Genomic DNA, 19,544 nt, shown 5'->3' on the forward strand with positions numbered 1-19,544 from the left:
TAATTTTATCTCCAAGATATTGCGATTTATTGCACTAACGCAGGTAATAATAGTTTGTTTAATGCTTTATGAAAATAAAAAATAAACCCCAAGCTTTCGCTTGGGGTTTTATAAATATATAATCTTCAACTTAATTTTTCACACAACGCACAGAGATAGCCGCTTTGTTTCTTATTGAACTTCTCGTTAACGAGTTGGTTAGGCTTACATTTACCGTATAGGCTGAATTGGCGCTTGATGAGGTGGCACTCCACCAATAAGCCACTTCACCTAAAAACTTAAATGGATCTTCGCCTGTTACTGTTGTGGTTAAATAGCCTTGTCCTCCCGGTAGGGCACTAAAACCTGATTGGTTTGTTGCTATAGCGGCAGTAGGAGACCAAAGTGCTCCGGTGTCTCTCATTTTAGCACCGGCAACACTAGTTGTACCGCCTAAAAAAGTGGTTAATGCTGTCCATTCTTGGTCAGTAGGAATATGCCAACCAGTAGGTGCTAATCCTCTTGGGTCATTAACGGCATACCAATTGTATAATTTGCCATAAGTAGTTCCGTTATCGGTTTCATTAGCATAATAACACCATGCTCCAGTGGTTAAATTTTCCCATTCAGTTACATCTGTTACTTGTGGTATAACATCACCATTTCTATATTTACTAACGTTCAGATTTGTTTTCATCCATTGTTTTGTATTAATTATAACACTTGCATAGCTGTTTCCATCAACATCGGTAACGGTACCCGCATTTGTAAATAATTGGCTCAATGTAGTAAATGTGATTTGATCACCATAAAACGTCCCTTCAGAATTTGTTCCATAGGCTCTAACATAGTAAGTTGTATTTTGTGAAAGCGGTGTTAGATTACTAAAGAAAGTACCAGTTGCATTAATATTTGTTTCTGTGGTGTGAGGTCCGGCAGTAGTTGGATTTGGTGATAAACCATAACATATACCATACGCAGAAACTCCGCCTATGAAAGTAGGATTAAAACCGCCAAAAACAGTTGCAGATTGGTGCCCTAAATTATTGACTGATGATGTCTCTACTCTGAATAAATTTTCAGGAATGGTTGTACTTGAATCGTCATCACTGCTACAACTAATTAATAGAAAAGTAACTAGTGTTAAGATTAGAATTTTTTTCATAATTGGATTTTTTTCTATAAAAGCAAATGTAATAAAAACTTACAGTTACTGAATATTTTTTGAAAATAAATTTTGATTGTTAACATAAAAATTTTTAAAGAAGAAAGGCTTTTTCATATGAAAAATTAAATTGTATTACGACAACAATACTTTCAATTACTATAATTTTCAAAGTAGATAATAATATAATAACCAAGCAAATCATTTTATCTAGTGTTAATTTTGTTAAGTTTCTATGTATATTTTTTTTCAAATTATAATTAATGTGCTTATTATTTTAATATTTCTGAAAAGCAGTTGTTTTACAGTAGAGAAAAGACCACCTATTTTCTAATGTTTTGACACATGTGTTAACGTTGATTTTTTATAATATTTTATATCAATTTCTTTGAATCATACCTCTTGAATAATTAATTGTTAATAATTACAATTTCTTGTCAAGAAATATTGGGTGGAATAATTACTTTAAATAATAATCACAAAAAAATGAAAAATTTTATCCTAAATTTTCTACTTTTACATTACTTAGTTTATTGGTTTTATACTAGTTACCCTATTGGTACACCTATAAATGATTTAACTTGCGAAGTCTTATCAATATTGAAATTGTTTAAAGAATAGCGGAGCCTCTTTCTCCGCTGAAAAAAATCCTAAATGGTATCAAAACCTCGAAAATCCTATGATTTTCGGGGTTTTTTGCTTTTACAGACATATCAAATTATTCATTGAATCTTATCTCATGCGAGATAAAATCGAGACCCTAGAAAAAATCAAAAATTAGGGTCTCGCTAAATTCTCTCAACCCTTTCAAGCATTGGGTTTATCAACGTGTTCAATAGCTTGTTCACTCAGTAAACATCTTGTTTGATTTGAATTAGGAATTTAACTTGAAGAATAATTAATCAGTCAACAAAATGAAAGCAAAAGTTACCTTGCATTTTTATGCAAAATCCACCAAAGCAAATACTACTGGACAATTTCCAATTTATATAAGACTTACAGTAAACGGGAATCGATTAGAATTCAGCACAAAGAAATTTGTTGATTCTAGCAGATGGTCGGCAGATTTAGCCAAAATGAAAGGCACTACAGAAGAAGCTCGTTCAATCAATAGTTATCTTGATTTAATGAAATCTAAAGTATTGGATATTCAAATGGAACTAATCCATAAAAAACAAGAATTAAACATTGAGAATTTTAAAAGTAAACTTTTTGGATTGGAAGAAAAACAACGTATGCTCATCCCTATCTTTCAAGACCACAACAATAAAATAAAAGAGTTGGTTGGCAAAGAATATGCTTCGGGTACATTAGAACGTTATACAACTTCATTGAAACATACAATTGAATTTCTTGAATGGAAATACAAAGTATCTGATATAGATATTACCAAAATAAACCACGCCTTTATTACCGATTACGAATTCTATTTAAGAAGTGTTAGAAATTGCGCCAATAATACCGCCGTTAAATACATCAAAAATTTCAATAAAATAATCAAGATATGTTTGGCTAATGATTGGTTAGATAAAAATCCATTTGCAAATTATAAATCTAAAGTTAGAGAAGTTGAACGCACTTATTTATCTGAAGAAGAAATTCAAAGTATAATTGAAAAAGATTTTAAAACTGAAAGATTATCTCTAGTTCGTGATATATTTCTTTTTAGCTGTTTTACAGGTTTAGCATATATTGATGTAAAAAACTTAACAAAGTCCCATATAAGTATCGGTATCGATGGGGATAAATGGATATTTACACATAGACAGAAAACCGAAAGTGCTTCCAAAATTCCAATACTTCCAGTTACACAAATGATAATCGACAAATATGAAAATCATCCACAATGTAATAACGAAGATAAACTACTGCCTATTCTATCCAACCAAAAAATGAACGCTTATCTAAAAGAAATTGCCGGAGTTTGCGAAATTGATAAAGAATTAACCTTTCACATTGCTCGACACACTTTTGCAACAACAGTAACACTTACTAATGGTGTACCTATTGAAAGTGTGAGTAAGATGCTTGGACACAAAAATTTGAGAACAACTCAGCATTATGCAAAAGTATTGGATAGAAAAGTTAGTGATGATATGAAGATTTTGAAAGATAAATTTTCAATTTTAGACAATAAATTATTAATAAAATCTTCTGTCACGAGCTAAACATTCCTTGTAATCAAGGCTACTTAAAGTTATTATGACATTATTATTTGTTAAAAAAAGCATAAACACCATTTTACTAACTTTTTTTTATTAAGTTTGTTAACCAAATAGTTAAACTATATAATTAAACAATATGGATAAAATTAAAACTGAAAATACTGAAACTGAAATATTAATAGCTGCAAAAGAAATCTTTCAGCAAAAAGGAATGGCTGGCGCAAGAATGCAAGAAATAGCAGATAAAGCAAAAATTAATAAAGCATTATTGCATTATTATTATAGAAGCAAACAATTATTATTTGAAGCCGTTTTCAAAAGTGCTTTTTCGCTTTTAGCACCACAATTAAATAAAGTGCTAAATGATGATAGTGACCTATTTGAAAAAATACGAAAGTTCACTGAAAATTATGTTTCGTTTGTAATCAAACATCCCTATTTGCCAAACTTTGTAATTCAAGAATTAAATAAAAATCCAGAGTTTGTACTAAAGCTTCGGTCAGAAAAAAATTTCCCTTCTATTGATAAATTCAAGCTTCAAGTTAGTGATGCTATCAAACAAGGAGTTATTAAACCAATTGAAGCAGAACAATTATTTATTAATATAATCTCTTTAAACATTTTTCCATTTATCGGAGAACCACTTTTAATGGCTCTTGTTAATGTAGATAAAGAAAGCTACAATAAAATATTAGAAAATAGAAAAACTGAAGTGGCTGAGTTTATAATTAATTCTATAAAAAATGAAAAAAAATGAAAACTAAGTTAATCATACTATTATTATTGCTTTTATCAATAAATTCAAATGCGCAACAAACTTTGACCTTGGAAGATTGTTATTCATTGGTTACTAAAAATTATCCTTTATCAAAACAAACGGGATTTATACAACAAAAATCAAGATATGAAATTGACGCACTAAGCAAAGGGAAATTACCAAAAATTGATGTAAATGCTCAAGCAACTTATCAATCCGAAGTGATAGGATTACCTGCGACATTACCTGGAGTTCAGTCTTTAAATAAAGACCAATATAGAGCGACTTTAGATATAAATCAACTAATCTATAATGGCGGTGTAATTGATGCAAGTGCTAAATTGAAAGAAGCACAGACCAAAACACAACAACAACAAATTGAGGTCAGTTTATACCAATTAAAAAGTCGTATCAATCAATATTATTTCACAATTTTATTACTTCAAGAAAAGAAAGCTTTATTATTATCTAAAAAGGAGTTACTTGGATCTAAAGTAAAAGAAGTAAAATCGGCGGTAAAATTTGGTGCTATTCTTCCCGCATCCGAACAGGTTTTGGAAGCTGAAATCATTAAAATCAATCAGCAATTAACGGAAATTAAATTTGAAAACATCAAATTACTAAATAACCTTTCTGAATTAACTTTTACAAAAATTGATGCTGAAACAATTTTAATACTACCAATATCAAACCCAAATTACACCAATGCAACAAGACCTGAAATTGCTTTTTATGATTTACAGAATGAGCAATTAGAGTTTTCTAAAAGTGTTATATCTAAATCAAATCTTCCTAAAATAAATGCTTTTGGTCAAGCTGGTTACGGAAATCCAGGACTGAATATGTTAGACAATTCTTTTCAAACCTTTTATGTAGTGGGCTTAAAAGCTAATTGGAATGTTTTTGATTGGGGTAAAAACAAAACAGACAAAAAGGCATTAGATATTTCAAAAGAAATAGTGACATCAGAAAAAGAAACATTTGAACTGAATAACAAAATGCAATTAGAAGAGCTCAATTATGAAGTTAAAAAAATGGAAGAACTCCTACTTTCTGATGGCGAAATAATTCAAATTCGTGAAAAAGTTATTAAATCCTCAGACGCTCAATTGAAAAATGGTGTGATAACCTCATCAGAATATCTTGTAGAATTAACCAATTTATTTGAAGCAAAAAACATTTTGAAAACGCATGAAGTCCAATTGGCTGCAACTAAATCGAATTACGAAATAATCAAAGGAAAATAAAAAAGTATCAGAAAAATTTAAAAAAATGAAAAAAATAAGTATCATAATTTTAGCAACAATAGGATTAATTTCCTGTAATAAAAATAGCGATAAAGCCGACGGTTACGGAAATTTTGAAGCAACTGAAATAACGGTTTCCTCCGAAGCTAACGGAAAAATTGAGTTTTTAAAAGTCGAAGATGGCGATGAATTGAAATCGCAATCACAAGTTGGGTTGGTTGACACATTACAATTATATTTTGCCAAACAGCAATTAATTGCTTCTAAAAGTACCATTTCGTCTAAATCCGCAAATGTGGTATCGCAAAAAAGTGTCTTGCAAGAGCAATTAAAAACGACCAATTTAGAGAAAAATAGAATCCGTAATATGTATGCAGAAAATGCTGCAACCAAACGCCAAGTGGACGAAATTGATGGAAAAGCAAAAGTCATCGAAGAGCAAATAAAAAGCGTTGGAACGCAAAACGCACCCATTTTAAATGACTTGAAATCTGTTGATGTTCAAATCGAAAAAATTAACGACCAAATAGCAAAAAGCAAAATTATTAATCCTATTAATGGAACTGTTTTGACTAAGTATTCAGAGCCAGGCGAAATAACCGCATTCGGAAAACCACTATATAAAATTGCCGATATTTCAGAAATGACTTTGCGAATCTATGTAAGCGAAACACAGTTATCCAAAATAAAAGTAGGACAAAATGTATCGGTGAAAATTGATGCTGAAAAAGATATGAAATCATATCAAGGAACCATTTCATGGATTGCCTCTTCGGCAGAGTTTACGCCAAAAATTATCCAAACCAAAGAAGAACGTGTAAATCTGGTTTATGCCGTGAAAGTGAAAGTAAAAAACGATGGCAGTCTTAAAATTGGAATGCCTGCCGAAATGTGGATTAAATAGTTGCTTAATATTTACTTAAGTTATTTGATTTGAATAGATTAAGTAACTTTTGTTACTGTCCAATATTTTAACAAAAACTAAATTTGAGTAGTACTAAACAATAAAATATTTGTATTATGAAAAAAAATCTTTTTGCTACTGTTTTAACATTAATTATGTTTAGTAGCTGCTCAAACGACAATGACAATCAAAGTTCAACTCCGATAACGCAAGCGGAAATTGATGATTTAAAATTTTTAAGAGAAGAGGAAAAATTAGCTAGAGATGTGTATTTGTTTTCCTACGACAAATATCAAGTGAGCAGTTTTAGTAGTATTTCTCAAAGTGAACAAAAACACATGAATAGTGTTTTAAATCTAATGACTAAATATGGAGTTCCAGACTCTGCTTCGACGGAAATTGGAGTTTTCAACAACACAGATTTACAAGCACTTTACACCAGTTTGACTGCTCAATCTAATATTTCTCTTGTAGACGCATTAAAAGCAGGAGCAACAATTGAAGATTTAGACATTAATGATATAGATGATTTTATTAGTAATACGACTAAATCAGATTTATTAAACGTGTATGACAATTTAACTTGTGGTTCTAAAAATCATATTCGCTCCTACACGAGTCAACTTTCTTCAAATGGAGTAACATATATTCCTCAATTTATTTCTGTTGAATATTACAATACTATTTTGAGCGAATCAAATGGTGGTTGTGGCAAAAATTAAATTTATAAATATGAAAACAAATTTTATACTAATTGCAACTCTAGTTGTTATTTTTTCAAGTTGTAATAAGCAAAAAAATGAAAATTCAAAAAATGAAATTAGCTCAACTACAGAGGTTGAAAATATTGAAGCCTTAAAACTATTTCAGCAAAATTGTTATGCTTGCCATAGTGTTACAACAAAATCTCATGAAGAAATTATCGCACCGCCAATGGCAGCTGTAAAACGAAGATATATGAAAGAATATGATTCTAAAGAAGATTTTGTAAAAGCAGTTGTTGCTTATGCAAGTGACCCAAAAGCTGAAAATGCGTTGATGATTGGAGCTGTCGATAAGTTTAAAGCTATGCCAAAACAAAAATTCACAAAAGAAGATTTAACCAAAATTGCATCTTACATTTATGATAATGAAATTGAAACTCCAGAGTGGTTTGAAGATCATTTTCAACAAAATCATAAAAACGGACAAGGAATGGGAAGAGGTAGAAACAAATAATTTTTTTAACAATAAAAAACTAAAAATCATGAATGGCAAAAACAACATCGCAATTGGTTTTCTTACAATGGGCTTTTTTATGGCTTACGGATTTCTCTTGATTTATTTGAGAGATTTTGCTCCCGGTAAGGAAGAATGGGTAAATACGTATAGTATTGGAAAGCATTTTGAAACTAGATTAGCTCACGTTCATGGAAACTTATTTGCATTTCTAAATATTGTAATTGGTTATTTATTACTTCATTTTCAAACAAAACTAAAAAATAGTAAAATAATTTCTTGGTTGGCTCTTACAGGTTTACTGATGCCATTAGGTATTTTATCCGAAGTATATTTTGGATTACCTCCAGCTTTAGTCTTAATTGGTGCAATTGCAATGACAGCATCGGTAATATGGCTTGGAATTTCTTTCTTTAAAATGAATTCGATTAATCAAATAATAATAAAATCATAAAAATGGAAAAGCACTATTATAATGTAAATGTTAATTGGAGTAATGACCGAAAAGGAAATCTATGTTCTCCAGAAATAAACCAATTTAATACTGAAAACAAATGTATTGAAGTTGCAACTCCTCCTGAATTTCCAAAAGGAATGCCTGGTATTTGGTCGCCAGAACATTTGTTTACCGCCGCTGTTAATAGTTGTTTAATGACTACTTTTTTATCAATAGCAGAAAATTCTAAACTTGAATTTACAAGTTTTAATTGTAAATCAAAAGGTGTTTTAGAACAAGTAGAAGGGAAATTTATGATGAGTGAAATAATCCTAGAACCAACAGTAACTATAACTGATGAAAAAGACCGTGAAAGAGCTGAAAGAGTGTTACAAAAATCGGAAACTGCATGCTTAATTTCTAATTCAATAATTTCAAAAATTACTATGAATTCAAAAATAAATATACAGTAATTATGCAAAAAACAATTTCATTTAGTATAGCATTTCTATTGGCTGCTTTTGGTTTACTTACCTTGTTTTTGAGTGCTTCAGTAATTTTTGACTTATTTGGAATTAGAGCCAAAGAAGGAAATTATGTTTTGTTTATCGTTTGGGCAAATTTCATTAGTAGCTTAATTTATCTCGTTGCAAGTTATGGATTCATTAAAAACAGAAAATGGACAACCACTATTTTAGGAATTTCGACGCTAATTCTCATAAATGCATTCATAGGTTTTATTATTTATATATACGCAGACGGAGTGCATGAAACTAAAACAATTGGAGCAATGCTTTTTAGAATTACCGTAACCTTAATCTTTGTTGCATTTGCCTATTTCACTATCAACAAGAAGAAACAAATTAATACTAATTAAAAAATTATAGAATATGTTAAAAATAAAAATTGCCCTTTTAGCTACAATTTCATTATTTCTTTTCTCTTGTAATACGAAATCGAAAGAAGAAAAAACCACTGAAATCAAAACGGAAGAACACAAACATTCAGAAAGTGAAACCATTCAATTAAATGAAGGAAAAAAGTGGAAAGTCGATGATAATATGATACTTCACATTCGTAATATGGAAAAAGATGTAGCCAATTTTAGCAAAGAAAGCGACACAAATTATTCATTATTGGCAGATAAATTAAAGACAAATATTGATTTACTGACCTCCAATTGCACCATGAAAGGAGAAGCTCACGATGAACTTCACAAATGGTTAGTGCCTTATATAGCATTAGTTGATTCGTTTTCTAAAGAGAAATCGGCAAATCAATTTACAGAGATTCAACATTCGTTCAAAACATTTAATCAATATTTCCAATGATTTTAAAAAACTTACATACCGAAAATAAACCTGTTCAAACGCAATTGTTATTTGAACCAAAAGACGCTAAAGTAATTTCGTTGCAAATTGCAAAAGGAGAAACACTAAAAGAACACGTTTCAAAAGTACCAGCATTGTTAGTTTGCGTTTCAGGAAACGCTGTTTTTACCGATGAAAAAGGAATAGTCGTTAATCTCAATTCTGGTGTTTATGTCATGATTGAAGAAAATGTAAAACATGAAGTAAAAGCGATTGAAGAGAGTGATTTTTTATTAATAAAATAATGAGTATTTCAGTCAACAACATATCAAAATCTTACAAAAACATAAAAGCAGTCGAAAACATTACTTTTAATGTAAATGACGGCGAACTGTTTGGTTTAATTGGACCAGATGGTGCCGGAAAAACAACTATTTTCAGAATCCTGACTACGCTTTTAGTAGCTAACGAAGGTAGCGCAGAAGTAGCTGGTTATGATGTAATCAACGGAATCAAAGAAATTAGAAATTCTGTGGGATATATGCCTGGTAAATTCTCATTGTATCAGGATTTAACCGTAGAAGAAAATTTGGAGTTTTTTGCCACTATTTTCGGAACCACCATCGAAGAAAATTATGATTTAATCAAAGACATTTACGTTCAAATTGAGCCTTTCAAAACAAGAAGAGCTGGGGCACTTTCTGGCGGAATGAAACAAAAATTAGCGCTGTGTTGTGCGTTAATTCATGCGCCAAAAGTATTATTTCTGGACGAGCCAACCACAGGAGTTGATCCCGTTTCCCGAAAAGAATTTTGGATTATGCTCAAACGATTGCAAAAAAAAGGCATTACCATTTTGGTTTCAACTCCTTATATGGACGAAGCTTCGCTTTGCGACAGGATTGCACTGATACAAAAAGGTAAAATTTTAAAAATAGATTCCCCAGAAAATATCATTAATAATTATGAAAAAATAATTTATGATGTACAAGCAAAAAACACACATGGATTGATTCACGACTTGAAAAATTATCCCAATCAATATAGTGTTTATGCGTTTGGCGAATTCATTCATTACATTGATAAAAAAGCAGATTTTAATCCAAATGATTTACACGATTATTTAAAAAATAAAAATCATGCGGATATCGTTATTAAACCCGCAATAATAACGATTGAAGATGTTTTTATGGACTTATAAATAAAAAAATGGACAAAGAAAAAATTATATCTGTACATAACCTAACCAAACAATTTGGCAACTTCACGGCTGTCAAAGGTATTTCTTTTGATGTGTATAAAGGAGAAATTTTTGGCTTTCTAGGAGCCAATGGAGCAGGAAAAACAACGGCAATGAAAATGTTGATTGGAATTTCAAATCCCACTTCTGGAGAAGCCAATGTGGCTGGTTTTGATGTACATACACAAGCCGAAATGGTTAAAAAAAGTATCGGATATATGAGCCAAAAATTCTCTATGTACGATGATTTAACGATAAAAGAAAACATTACTTTTTTTGGAGGAATTTATGGTTTGTCAAGAATTCAAATTAAACAAAAAATAGCCCAATTAGTCGAAGAATTACAGCTTCAAGATGTGGTCAATAATTTAGTGGGATCGTTACCATTGGGTTGGAAACAAAAATTATCGTTTTCTGTAGCCTTGTTGCACGAACCAAAAATTGTTTTTCTGGACGAACCTACAGGTGGTGTTGACCCTATTACGAGAAGACAATTTTGGGAAATGATTTACACACAAGCCTACAAAGGAACGACCATTTTTGTCACCACCCATTATATGGACGAAGCTGAATATTGCGACCGAGTTTCAATTATGGTAGATGGTGCTATTGAAGCACTGGATTCGCCAAAAAAATTGAAAGAACAATTCAAAGTAGATTCTATGAATGATGTTTTTTTAAAATTAGCGCGGAATATTGAATAAATAATTAAAAAAGAGGAGAAGATTACTTCGTTCCTCGCAATGACAATTATGAAAAGATTTATCGGATTTGTAAAAAAAGAATTCTACCATATTTTCAGAGATAAACGCTCCTTGTTTATTTTGTTTGGTATGCCAATTGCTCAAATTTTGCTCTTTGGTTTTGCCATAACAAATGAAATTAACAATGTTGACATCGCTATTTTAGACCAGTCAAATGATGTTGAAACACAGAAAATCATCTATAAAATAAAATCTTCCCCTTATTTCAATGTTGCAAACCAAATTGAAAAAGAAAGTGACATAGAATCAGAATTTAAAAAAGGAAAAATTAAAGCAGTTCTGATTTTTGAACCTAATTTCAGTAAAAATCTGGAAACAAAAAAAGTAGCTGTCGTTCAAGCAATTACAGATGCAACTGAACCTAATGTAGCCAATACCATAGCTAATTATACCTCGGCAATTATTCAGAATTATCAGGCTCAAAAAAAACAATACAATAGCAATCAGGTAAAGGTTGAAGTACAATCGAGAATGTTTTATAATCCAGAACTCAAAAGTGTTTTTAATTTTGTCCCTGGTGTTATGACTGTAATTTTAATGCTGGTTTCGGCCATGATGACCTCTATTTCTATTACTCGAGAAAAAGAATTAGGAACCATGGAAATCCTTCTGGTTTCCCCATTAAAACCATTTCAGGTAATTATTGGCAAAGTATTTCCTTATATTTTTCTTTCCATTATCAATGCAATTGTAATTTTAACATTGGGCTATTTTGTTTTCAAAATGCCAATAAATGGAAGCTTGTTTTTGTTGGCTTTCGAAAGTATTTTATTTATCATTTCCGCACTTTCATTGGGCATATTAATTTCCACCGTTTCTAATTCACAACAAACCGCAATGATGCTTTCCTTAATGGGATTAATGCTGCCGGTAATCATTCTTTCGGGATTTATTTTCCCTATAAATAGTATGCCTTTGCCAATGCAAGTTATCAGTAACATCATTCCTGCAAAATGGTTCATTATTATTGTAAAAGCCATTATGCTCAAGGGAGTCGGAATTCAATATATTTGGAAAGAAACCCTTATATTAATTGGGATGACCGTATTTTTTATAACATTGAGCATCAAAAAATATAAAATTAGATTAGAATAATTTTTAGGAGCTATTTCCTGCTTTCCGCTCCAATATTTTCTTTTTTAAAGAAAAAAAGAAAAGGATTTCCACTGCAATCAGGGCTAAAAATCACACAATGAAAACAATATTATTCATCATACAGAAAGAGTTTAAGCAAATTTTTAGAGATAAAAGTATGCTCCAACTGATATTTATTTTGCCCATTTTGCAATTATTAATTTTGTCAAATGCAGCCACTTTTGATGTTAAAAACATCGCAATTACTTTTGTCGACAATGACCAAAGTCGGGAATCAAGAGATTTAATAAATGCTTTTAAAGCCTCAACCTATTTTAAAGTTACAGCACCTCATTTTTCTGAAAAAGAAGCTGTCGAAGAAATGCAAAAAGGAAAAACCGATATTATTGTAAATATTCCTGTTCACTTCAATCGTGACCTGCAAAAAGACCAAAAAGCGAGCATTTCAGTAAGTATTAATGCCATTGATGCCGCAACGGCTGGCGTTGAAAATGTATATGTAACACAGATACTAAACTCCTACAATCAAAACATTCAAATGCAGTCAAAATACTTCTCTGAAAATAAAGAAGTCCCCCAAAACATAATGGTTATTCCCTCTTTTTGGTACAACAATACTTTAAATTATAAAACTTTTATGGTGCCTGGTATTTTGGTTTTATTGGTTACAATGCTTACTTTATTTCTGTCATCAATGAATATAGTTAGAGAAAAAGAATTGGGCACATTAGAACAAATAAATGTAACACCCATAAAAAAATACCAGTTTATTATTGGAAAATTATTTCCGTTTTGGGTACTTGGATTAGTGATTTTAACGGTGGGTTTAGTAATATCCAAAGTTGTATTTGATGTTCCAATGTTAGGTAATATTTTGCTGGTTTATGGTTTCACATCGGTGTATTTACTTTTAATTTTAGGTTTCGGACTGTACATATCCAATCATACCGAAACCCAACAACAAGCCATGTTTATTGCCTGGTTTTTTATGGTAATTTTCATATTAATGAGTGGTTTATTTACACCTATCGAAAGTATGCCAAAATGGGCTCAAAGCTTAACATTGTTAAACCCTATTCGATACTTTGTAGAGTTCATAAGAATGGTACTTTTAAAAGGTTCTGGATTTTCTGAAGTGCTACCAAACCTGTTAATTGTTTCCGGATTTGCAGTATTTGTAAATGGCATGGCGGTTTGGAGTTATAAGAAAATGAATTAGAAATTTTAATTAATTTAATATGAAAACTTTAAAAAAAATAAATGCCTTTAGAAGAAAGCTAACCAAGCTATTAACTAAAAACATTGGAAACACACAGATATATGAAAATTACGATTTGGTAAATAAAGAGGATATTAAAAGAATCTTAATTTGCAGACCTAACCATAGATTAGGCAACCAATTATTAATCACTCCCATAGTACAAGAACTAATAGAAATTTTTCCAAACAGCAAAATTGATTTATTTGTTAAAGGAAATATAGCATCTGTTATTTTTAAAAATTACGATAATATTGACACTATTATTTCATTACCAAAAGAGCATTTTAAACATATTTTTAAGTATTTGTGGGGATGGATTCAGTTAAGACAAAAACGATATGATTTAGTTATAAACGCTATAGGCAATTCTTCATCAGGAAAACTTTCAACCAAATTTTCAAATTCAAAACATAAATACTTTGGAGATTGCAATAATGATTCCGTGCAGAATCTTAAAAATAAAGACCATATTCACATTGCTAAATGTCCTGTTTATGCCCTTCGAAATTATTTATCAAAAATAGGTATTGATATCAATAAAACTAAAATACCATCTTTAGATATTAAATTAAGTGATTTAGAAATTGCTGAAGGAAAAAAATTATTAAAGGAATTAGTTAATAATGACAAAAAAACGATTTGTTTATTTACGTATGCAACTGGAGATAAATGTTATTCAGAAACTTGGTGGTTAGAACTCTATGAAGCATTAACAGTAAAATATACAAATTATAACATAATTGAAATTTTGCCTGTTGAGAATATCTCTAAAATTAATTTTAAAGCCCCTAATTTTTACAGTAAAGATATACGCCAAATTTGTTCTTTTATTGCAAATACAGATGTTTTTGTGGGTGCAGACAGCGGAATGATGCATTTAGCAAGCGCCTCACTAACACCAACTATTGGATTATTTTCGATTACCAATACTGAGGTTTATCAACCATATTATAACAAAAATATAGGAATAAACACAAATAGTATGAATACGAATGAAATAATTGAGATTATAGAAAATGTTCTTTCAAAATGATATTTCTAGTCCTTAGATCTAGTCTTTTTAAAAACTTTTTGAAAATTATATTTGAAATAAAAGTAATTATACAATTTATAAAAACAAAAACCAGTCATCAAACCAAAAACATAACCAGAAAGTATATCTAACGGGAAATGCAACCCTAAATAAATTCTACTATATGCAAATATCAAAGGAAATAAAAATAATAAATACGTATGATTATAATATTTTTTAATAATTAAATAAATAAAAAAAGTTGAAGCCATAGAATTTGCAGCGTGACCAGAAAAAAAACTTGGTGACTCTCGCTCTATTACAATTCTAATTACATTTTTTATTTCAGGATCATTACATGGTCTCAATCGTTGGAAAGCATTTTTAAAAAGATTCGTGATTTGATCCGTAAAAGTGATTAATAATGCAAGAAAAACAATTATTAAAAATAATTGTTTTATTCCGATTTTTTTCTGAATATAATAAAAAACCAATATAAACATAGGTGTCCAATAGATTTGATTGGTTATGATTTTCCAAATATCATCAAATGGTACAGAGCCGAGATTATTTAAATAAACAAAAATTTCTTTATCTAATGCGAGAAGTTCGTCCAAAATTATAGAGTATTTAATGTTGAATATTTTTGAGGCATTTATTAATTAAAGTTTACAATAATGATATAAAACAGGAATTTTTTTTGGTGCAAAACCTAAACTTTATAGTTAGCAAATTTAAGATACAAATCTATGAATATTTTTAGCATAATATATTTTTTAGAGTTAAACATTCGAACTTGAGTGGGTTTAAAGAGATAATAAATTTTAAAAAAAACACTTTTGAAACGTAAAAGTAAATACCAATTTTAAATAATAAATGAAAACTAATAAAAACCAATTAATCACTAGTGAATCTTTATTTATTCGAGGTCCATTGTCGAGATTCAGAGAATTGATGTTCACTTTTAAGGTTCAATATAATTTTATACAAGCATTTAGAAAATTACATTTTATTGGTCCATGTGTAACTATTTTTGGCTCGGCTCGGTTTATACCCGAATCAGAACATTATAAAAATGCTGAAAAAATTGGAGCTGAAATTTCTAAATTAGGATTTACAATAATGACTGGTGGTGGACCAGGAATAATGGAAGCCGCAAATAAAGGAGCATTTGAAAATGGAGGATATTCTGTGGGTTGCAATATTGTTTTGCCATTTGAACAAAAACCAAATCCGTATTTACATAAATGGATTAACATTCCTTATTTTTTCTTAAGAAAAGTTGTTTTGATAAAATATTCGTATGCATTTATAGTAATGCCTGGTGGAGTTGGTACTTTAGACGAATTATTTGAAGCACTAACATTAGTACAAACCAAGGTCATTAAAGACTTTCCGATTGTCATTTTTGATTCAAAATATCATAAAGAGTTATGCCGTCATATTAAAATTATGGTAGATAACGGAAGTATCGGTGCCGATGATATCAAATTACTTTATGTAACGGATTCAATTTCTGATTTGGTAGCACATATTGAAACACACTCGATAAAAAAATTTGGATTAATAAAAAAACAATACAAACCAAAATGGTGGTTTTTGGAAAACACAAGAAACAAATGAAAAAGCTTATATCCGTACTATTTTTACTCCTATTTTTCAATTATTCATATAGTCAAGAATCTTATTCTTTAGCTCTTAAAGTAACTGATTTAAGAAATTCTACAGGAGTTGTTGTATTTGCATTATACAACAAAGACGGTTCTATTCCTGACGAAAAATTAAAAAAATGTTATAAAAAAGAATTCGTTGCTATTACAAGGAATTCAGCAACGGTGACATTTGATAATCTTCCAAAAGGGAATTATGCTGTATTTGTTTTGCATGATGAAAATAAAAACAATAAAATTGATAAAAAATTTATTTTACCTACTGAAGGAATTGGTTTTTCAAATTTTCAAATCATAAACCTTAGCAATCGTCCCAGTTTTTCTAAAGCAAGTTTCCTTATTAATGAAAATTTAATTAAAAACATAAAAATTATTTACAAGTAATCGGGGCAATTAGACTAATTATTAATGGAATAAATTAAATTATGAAAAATAAGGTAGTTTTGGCTTTTGTTATTTTAATATCAAACATTGCATCTGCGCAAACTAAAACAGATTCAATAGTATCTCTTAGTTTAGATAAAATAGCGCAAGTAAATCAAGGAGAAAGTTATGTTACTTTTCCCTTTGATATTGGGAATTTAGAACCTTTAATGTTTGAAGCAAATGTTAGTCCTAATTTTAAAATTCGAGAACGTAAAGATTCAAGATTAATGGCAGTGCTTACCTCTCAAATCATTATAAGAATGTTTGATGAATATTCATATCCAGTAAAAACACCCAGTTATATTCCTCAAATAGCATTTTATTTTCTAACAGGACATAAAGAATCAGCCAATAAATTAACACTATTTGGCAAAATTGCACATCATTCGAATGGTCAAAACGGAAATTTCTATACCGAAAATGGAGATGTCAATTTACAATCAGGAAACTTTGCAACTAATTATATAGAACTTGGATTTTTAAAATCTTCCTACAGTAACCAACTCAATGCTTTCAAATTTATTAAAAGCTCTATTGAAATTCATCCAAAAAAATGGATGTTAGAAGAACTTCAAGGTCAATATAGTGGACTTCGATGGCACAATACTTTTTTAGCTTATAAACTTCCAATGAAAAGTAATTTAATAAAAAACAGAGAACAAAGAGCAAACTTTTCTGTAAAAGCTGAAACTACATGGATGTTTGATAACATCAATAATTGGGATACTTTTAATGTAAATCGACTTAATGCTAGTTTAATTATTTATTATCATCCAAAGTTTTTAGAAGATATTGGCTTTTTTGTCCAATTTTATCACGGCATGGATTACTATAATATTTATTTTCAACATCAAATTAGCACAATTCGTTTTGGTATAATGACAGAGGTTTTACGATTTTAAAAAATTATTTATGGACATAGAAAAAATACTGGTTAAGAAGAATTCCAATGAAAAAGAAACTTTTTCGATTAATAAACTAAAGCAATCATTAGAATCATGTGGGTCAACAAAAAAACAGTCAGATAATATAGCTAATACTATAAAAAATCTTGTTTATAATAACATAACAACTAATGAAATACACAAAATTGCATTTAATTTATTGAAACAAGAAAATACTGTTTTTGCTTCTAAATATAATCTAAAACGTGCTATTTTTAATTTAGGACCAACTGGATACCCTTTTGAAAAGCTTGTTGGAACCTTGTTAAAACGAAAGGGATATGAAACGAAAGTTGGTGTAATATTAGATGGCGAATGTGTGACACACGAAATTGATGTATTAGCAGAAAAGAATGGAAATGCGTATGCCATAGAGTGTAAATTCCATGCAAATGCTACTATTAATAGTGATGTAAAAATTCCGTTATACATTAACTCTAGATTTTTGGATATACAAAAACAATGGAATTCTAATTCAAATAATAAAAATAATCTAAAACAAGGCTGGTTAATTACCAATACACGATTTACTGACGATGCTTTAAGATATGGTAAATGTATTGGTTTATCTTTGATGAGTTGGGACTATCCTCTTGGCAATAGCATAAAAAATAATATTGATTCATTTGGACTTTATCCAATTACTACTTTAATAAATCTTTCAAAAGAAGAAAAAACAACTCTTATTTCTAAAGATATAATTTTAGTTAAAGAACTTTATGAAAATAAAATTATATTAGAAAAAATGCAGATTACATCTGGTAGAATTGTAAATATTCTCGATGAAGTAACGGAACTTTGTAAAATATAAATATCTATTCGATTAGTAACTCATCAAATTATTAAAATTATATCCTAAAATATTTTTGAATTGAATTTAAAAATAAATAAATTACTTTCAGATTTAAACGAACAACTGAATTTCGTAGATTTAGAGATTGATGATGCAATTAAGCGCTGTGAAAAAGCAATTGAAATCATTATTAAATCAGTTCAAAAACTCAAAATATTATTTCTTAAAGAAAATTTTAAAAACCAAGAACAAGAAATATACTTTTTCAAGAATGTAAAACCAAAGTTCACATCAAAACTTGTTTATTATAACATTGTTTACAAAATAGAAACCAAAAACCCTTATGGTGGAGAGCGTGTAGTAAAAAAGTACCTTAACAATGAACTCGATAAACTAAAACGCTACTTCGACAATAATTTAGATTTTTACAAATACTATAGAACCGGGAACAATTATTTAGACTTCAAATATTTTGTTCGTGGTAACTTCGATGTAAAGCTTACAATCGACAGTTTCTTTTTTGAAGTAGATCATAATTTTTCAACTTCACATGACTTCAAAGTAGCTAAAATATTGGCTCACGATTTAGTTCAAGTATATTTAGAAGACAAATTATTAGCAATTTCTAACAAAGGATTAAAAGAAAAACCACAACATAATCACAACGCAAAACTCACTTGGACGGCACCAAAAGTTGCATTAATCGAATTGTTGTATGCTTTGCAATCCGAAAAAGTATTCAATAATGGAACTACAGATTTAAAAGAGATAGCCGAATATCTCGAAAATATTTTCAATGTTGATTTAGGACAATACCGAAGAACTTTCCTTGAAATTCGGGTGCGAAAGACCGAAAGAACTAAATTTTTGAACACACTAAAAGACACTTTAGAAAAAAGAATGAACAATTCTGATGAACCAATTTAGTGTTGGATTTGTTCTATTTTAAATAAAATCGTTCACAACTCTGTTTGAGTTGTGATTTTTATTCAATCAAAACACACAATTTTGTGCCATAACAATTTAAAACGGCACATTATGGCAATCGAAGTTATTACTCGAGAAGATTTGAACGAATTCAGAAGTCTTCTTTTGAACGATTTAAAAGAAATCATTCAATCCAAACCGCAACAAACAAAACAGTGGCTCAAATCCAAT

23 protein-coding genes are annotated in these 19,544 nt (G+C 29.7%); 21 read left to right on the plus strand and 2 right to left on the minus strand.

Annotated elements, in window-relative coordinates; genetic code table 11:
* Window positions 1–130: 130 nt before the first annotated feature.
* Complete coding sequence (locus B3C18_RS21950; protein ID WP_291151834.1) at window positions 131–1,144, minus strand: fibrobacter succinogenes major paralogous domain-containing protein; 1,014 nt, start codon at window positions 1,142–1,144, stop codon at window positions 131–133.
* 914 nt (window positions 1,145–2,058) lie between these two features.
* Between B3C18_RS21950 and B3C18_RS21955 the strand changes: the two genes are divergently transcribed.
* From B3C18_RS21955 to B3C18_RS22030, 16 genes are all read left to right on the plus strand, one after another.
* Window positions 2,059–3,312 (plus strand): site-specific integrase, encoded by a 1,254-nt coding sequence (locus tag B3C18_RS21955; protein WP_291151838.1) that lies wholly within the window; start codon window positions 2,059–2,061, stop codon window positions 3,310–3,312.
* Window positions 3,313–3,445: 133 nt separating this feature from the next.
* Complete coding sequence (locus B3C18_RS21960) at window positions 3,446–4,066, plus strand: TetR/AcrR family transcriptional regulator (protein ID WP_291151842.1); 621 nt, start codon at window positions 3,446–3,448, stop codon at window positions 4,064–4,066.
* Window positions 4,063–5,313 (plus strand): TolC family protein, encoded by a 1,251-nt coding sequence (locus tag B3C18_RS21965; RefSeq protein WP_291151845.1) that lies wholly within the window; start codon window positions 4,063–4,065, stop codon window positions 5,311–5,313. The genes B3C18_RS21960 and B3C18_RS21965 overlap by 4 nt, the downstream gene beginning before the upstream one ends.
* Window positions 5,314–5,338: 25 nt before the next feature.
* On the plus strand, window positions 5,339–6,217 hold the full coding sequence (locus B3C18_RS21970; protein WP_291151848.1) for an HlyD family secretion protein: 879 nt from the start codon (window positions 5,339–5,341) through the stop codon (window positions 6,215–6,217).
* Window positions 6,218–6,333: 116 nt separating this feature from the next.
* Complete coding sequence (locus B3C18_RS21975; protein ID WP_291151851.1) at window positions 6,334–6,939, plus strand: DUF2202 domain-containing protein; 606 nt, start codon at window positions 6,334–6,336, stop codon at window positions 6,937–6,939.
* 10 nt (window positions 6,940–6,949) lie between these two features.
* On the plus strand, window positions 6,950–7,435 hold the full coding sequence (locus B3C18_RS21980; protein WP_291151854.1) for a c-type cytochrome: 486 nt from the start codon (window positions 6,950–6,952) through the stop codon (window positions 7,433–7,435).
* Window positions 7,436–7,463: 28 nt separating this feature from the next.
* Complete coding sequence (locus B3C18_RS21985; RefSeq protein ID WP_291151857.1) at window positions 7,464–7,889, plus strand: hypothetical protein; 426 nt, start codon at window positions 7,464–7,466, stop codon at window positions 7,887–7,889.
* 2 nt (window positions 7,890–7,891) lie between these two features.
* On the plus strand, window positions 7,892–8,344 hold the full coding sequence (locus B3C18_RS21990; protein WP_291151860.1) for an OsmC family protein: 453 nt from the start codon (window positions 7,892–7,894) through the stop codon (window positions 8,342–8,344).
* Between the two features lie 2 nt (window positions 8,345–8,346).
* Window positions 8,347–8,748, plus strand: a complete 402-nt coding sequence (locus B3C18_RS21995) for a hypothetical protein (protein WP_291151862.1) — start codon at window positions 8,347–8,349, stop codon at window positions 8,746–8,748.
* Between the two features lie 13 nt (window positions 8,749–8,761).
* The gene (locus B3C18_RS22000) at window positions 8,762–9,202 is read left to right on the plus strand and encodes a hypothetical protein (RefSeq protein ID WP_291151865.1); all 441 of its coding nucleotides are present in this window, start codon (window positions 8,762–8,764) and stop codon (window positions 9,200–9,202) included.
* Entirely contained in the window at window positions 9,199–9,486 is a 288-nt protein-coding gene (locus tag B3C18_RS22005; protein WP_291151868.1) for a hypothetical protein, read from the plus strand. Before B3C18_RS22000 ends, B3C18_RS22005 begins: the two co-directional genes overlap by 4 nt.
* A complete protein-coding gene (locus B3C18_RS22010; RefSeq protein ID WP_291151895.1) occupies window positions 9,486–10,382 on the plus strand; it encodes an ABC transporter ATP-binding protein in 897 nt (298 codons plus the stop codon). The genes B3C18_RS22005 and B3C18_RS22010 overlap by 1 nt, the downstream gene beginning before the upstream one ends.
* An 8-nt stretch (window positions 10,383–10,390) precedes the next feature.
* A complete protein-coding gene (locus B3C18_RS22015; protein ID WP_291151897.1) occupies window positions 10,391–11,125 on the plus strand; it encodes an ABC transporter ATP-binding protein in 735 nt (244 codons plus the stop codon).
* Window positions 11,126–11,173: 48 nt separating this feature from the next.
* Window positions 11,174–12,280 (plus strand): ABC transporter permease, encoded by a 1,107-nt coding sequence (locus B3C18_RS22020; RefSeq protein WP_291151899.1) that lies wholly within the window; start codon window positions 11,174–11,176, stop codon window positions 12,278–12,280.
* 97 nt (window positions 12,281–12,377) lie between these two features.
* Window positions 12,378–13,499, plus strand: coding sequence for an ABC transporter permease (locus tag B3C18_RS22025; protein WP_291151901.1), 1,122 nt, complete (start codon window positions 12,378–12,380; stop codon window positions 13,497–13,499).
* 19 nt (window positions 13,500–13,518) lie between these two features.
* Window positions 13,519–14,574, plus strand: coding sequence for a glycosyltransferase family 9 protein (locus tag B3C18_RS22030; RefSeq protein ID WP_291151903.1), 1,056 nt, complete (start codon window positions 13,519–13,521; stop codon window positions 14,572–14,574).
* A 5-nt stretch (window positions 14,575–14,579) separates the two neighbouring features.
* On the opposite strand, the gene B3C18_RS22035 is transcribed toward B3C18_RS22030, so the two are convergent.
* Window positions 14,580–15,056 (minus strand): phosphatase PAP2 family protein, encoded by a 477-nt coding sequence (locus B3C18_RS22035; protein ID WP_349680592.1) that lies wholly within the window; start codon window positions 15,054–15,056, stop codon window positions 14,580–14,582.
* Window positions 15,057–15,429: 373 nt separating this feature from the next.
* Between B3C18_RS22035 and B3C18_RS22040 the strand changes: the two genes are divergently transcribed.
* From B3C18_RS22040 to B3C18_RS22060, 5 genes are read left to right on the plus strand one after another with little or no spacing between them, the layout of a single operon-like run.
* Window positions 15,430–16,176 carry a TIGR00730 family Rossman fold protein gene (locus B3C18_RS22040; protein ID WP_291151905.1) on the plus strand — a complete coding sequence of 249 codons (747 nt, stop codon included), beginning with the start codon at window positions 15,430–15,432 and terminating at the stop codon, window positions 16,174–16,176.
* Entirely contained in the window at window positions 16,173–16,607 is a 435-nt protein-coding gene (locus tag B3C18_RS22045; protein WP_291151907.1) for a DUF2141 domain-containing protein, read from the plus strand. The genes B3C18_RS22040 and B3C18_RS22045 overlap by 4 nt, the downstream gene beginning before the upstream one ends.
* Window positions 16,608–16,648: 41 nt before the next feature.
* Window positions 16,649–17,551, plus strand: a complete 903-nt coding sequence (locus B3C18_RS22050) for a hypothetical protein (protein WP_291151909.1) — start codon at window positions 16,649–16,651, stop codon at window positions 17,549–17,551.
* 10 nt (window positions 17,552–17,561) lie between these two features.
* Window positions 17,562–18,404 carry an ATP cone domain-containing protein gene (locus B3C18_RS22055; RefSeq protein WP_291151912.1) on the plus strand — a complete coding sequence of 281 codons (843 nt, stop codon included), beginning with the start codon at window positions 17,562–17,564 and terminating at the stop codon, window positions 18,402–18,404.
* Between the two features lie 60 nt (window positions 18,405–18,464).
* The gene (locus B3C18_RS22060; RefSeq protein WP_291151915.1) at window positions 18,465–19,313 is read left to right on the plus strand and encodes an RteC domain-containing protein; all 849 of its coding nucleotides are present in this window, start codon (window positions 18,465–18,467) and stop codon (window positions 19,311–19,313) included.
* Window positions 19,314–19,544: the final 231 nt, after the last annotated feature.

The sequence above is a fragment of the Flavobacterium sp. UBA7680 genome, from assembly GCF_002482975.1.
In the GTDB taxonomy this organism is placed as follows: domain Bacteria; phylum Bacteroidota; class Bacteroidia; order Flavobacteriales; family Flavobacteriaceae; genus Flavobacterium.

Bases quoted from the DNA above. Each gene is read 5' to 3' on its own strand.
- B3C18_RS21950 (WP_291151834.1), bottom strand. From the start codon at position 1,144: ATGAAAAAAATTCTAATCTTAACACTAGTTACTTTTCTATTAATTAGT.
- B3C18_RS21955 (WP_291151838.1), top strand. From the start codon at position 2,059: ATGAAAGCAAAAGTTACCTTGCATTTTTATGCAAAATCCACCAAAGCA.
- B3C18_RS21960 (WP_291151842.1), top strand. From the start codon at position 3,446: ATGGATAAAATTAAAACTGAAAATACTGAAACTGAAATATTAATAGCT.
- B3C18_RS21965 (WP_291151845.1), top strand. From the start codon at position 4,063: ATGAAAACTAAGTTAATCATACTATTATTATTGCTTTTATCAATAAAT.
- B3C18_RS21970 (WP_291151848.1), top strand. From the start codon at position 5,339: ATGAAAAAAATAAGTATCATAATTTTAGCAACAATAGGATTAATTTCC.
- B3C18_RS21975 (WP_291151851.1), top strand. From the start codon at position 6,334: ATGAAAAAAAATCTTTTTGCTACTGTTTTAACATTAATTATGTTTAGT.
- B3C18_RS21980 (WP_291151854.1), top strand. From the start codon at position 6,950: ATGAAAACAAATTTTATACTAATTGCAACTCTAGTTGTTATTTTTTCA.
- B3C18_RS21985 (WP_291151857.1), top strand. From the start codon at position 7,464: ATGAATGGCAAAAACAACATCGCAATTGGTTTTCTTACAATGGGCTTT.
- B3C18_RS21990 (WP_291151860.1), top strand. From the start codon at position 7,892: ATGGAAAAGCACTATTATAATGTAAATGTTAATTGGAGTAATGACCGA.
- B3C18_RS21995 (WP_291151862.1), top strand. From the start codon at position 8,347: ATGCAAAAAACAATTTCATTTAGTATAGCATTTCTATTGGCTGCTTTT.
- B3C18_RS22000 (WP_291151865.1), top strand. From the start codon at position 8,762: ATGTTAAAAATAAAAATTGCCCTTTTAGCTACAATTTCATTATTTCTT.
- B3C18_RS22005 (WP_291151868.1), top strand. From the start codon at position 9,199: ATGATTTTAAAAAACTTACATACCGAAAATAAACCTGTTCAAACGCAA.
- B3C18_RS22010 (WP_291151895.1), top strand. From the start codon at position 9,486: ATGAGTATTTCAGTCAACAACATATCAAAATCTTACAAAAACATAAAA.
- B3C18_RS22015 (WP_291151897.1), top strand. From the start codon at position 10,391: ATGGACAAAGAAAAAATTATATCTGTACATAACCTAACCAAACAATTT.
- B3C18_RS22020 (WP_291151899.1), top strand. From the start codon at position 11,174: ATGAAAAGATTTATCGGATTTGTAAAAAAAGAATTCTACCATATTTTC.
- B3C18_RS22025 (WP_291151901.1), top strand. From the start codon at position 12,378: ATGAAAACAATATTATTCATCATACAGAAAGAGTTTAAGCAAATTTTT.
- B3C18_RS22030 (WP_291151903.1), top strand. From the start codon at position 13,519: ATGAAAACTTTAAAAAAAATAAATGCCTTTAGAAGAAAGCTAACCAAG.
- B3C18_RS22035 (WP_349680592.1), bottom strand. From the start codon at position 15,056: ATGTTTATATTGGTTTTTTATTATATTCAGAAAAAAATCGGAATAAAA.
- B3C18_RS22040 (WP_291151905.1), top strand. From the start codon at position 15,430: ATGAAAACTAATAAAAACCAATTAATCACTAGTGAATCTTTATTTATT.
- B3C18_RS22045 (WP_291151907.1), top strand. From the start codon at position 16,173: ATGAAAAAGCTTATATCCGTACTATTTTTACTCCTATTTTTCAATTAT.
- B3C18_RS22050 (WP_291151909.1), top strand. From the start codon at position 16,649: ATGAAAAATAAGGTAGTTTTGGCTTTTGTTATTTTAATATCAAACATT.
- B3C18_RS22055 (WP_291151912.1), top strand. From the start codon at position 17,562: ATGGACATAGAAAAAATACTGGTTAAGAAGAATTCCAATGAAAAAGAA.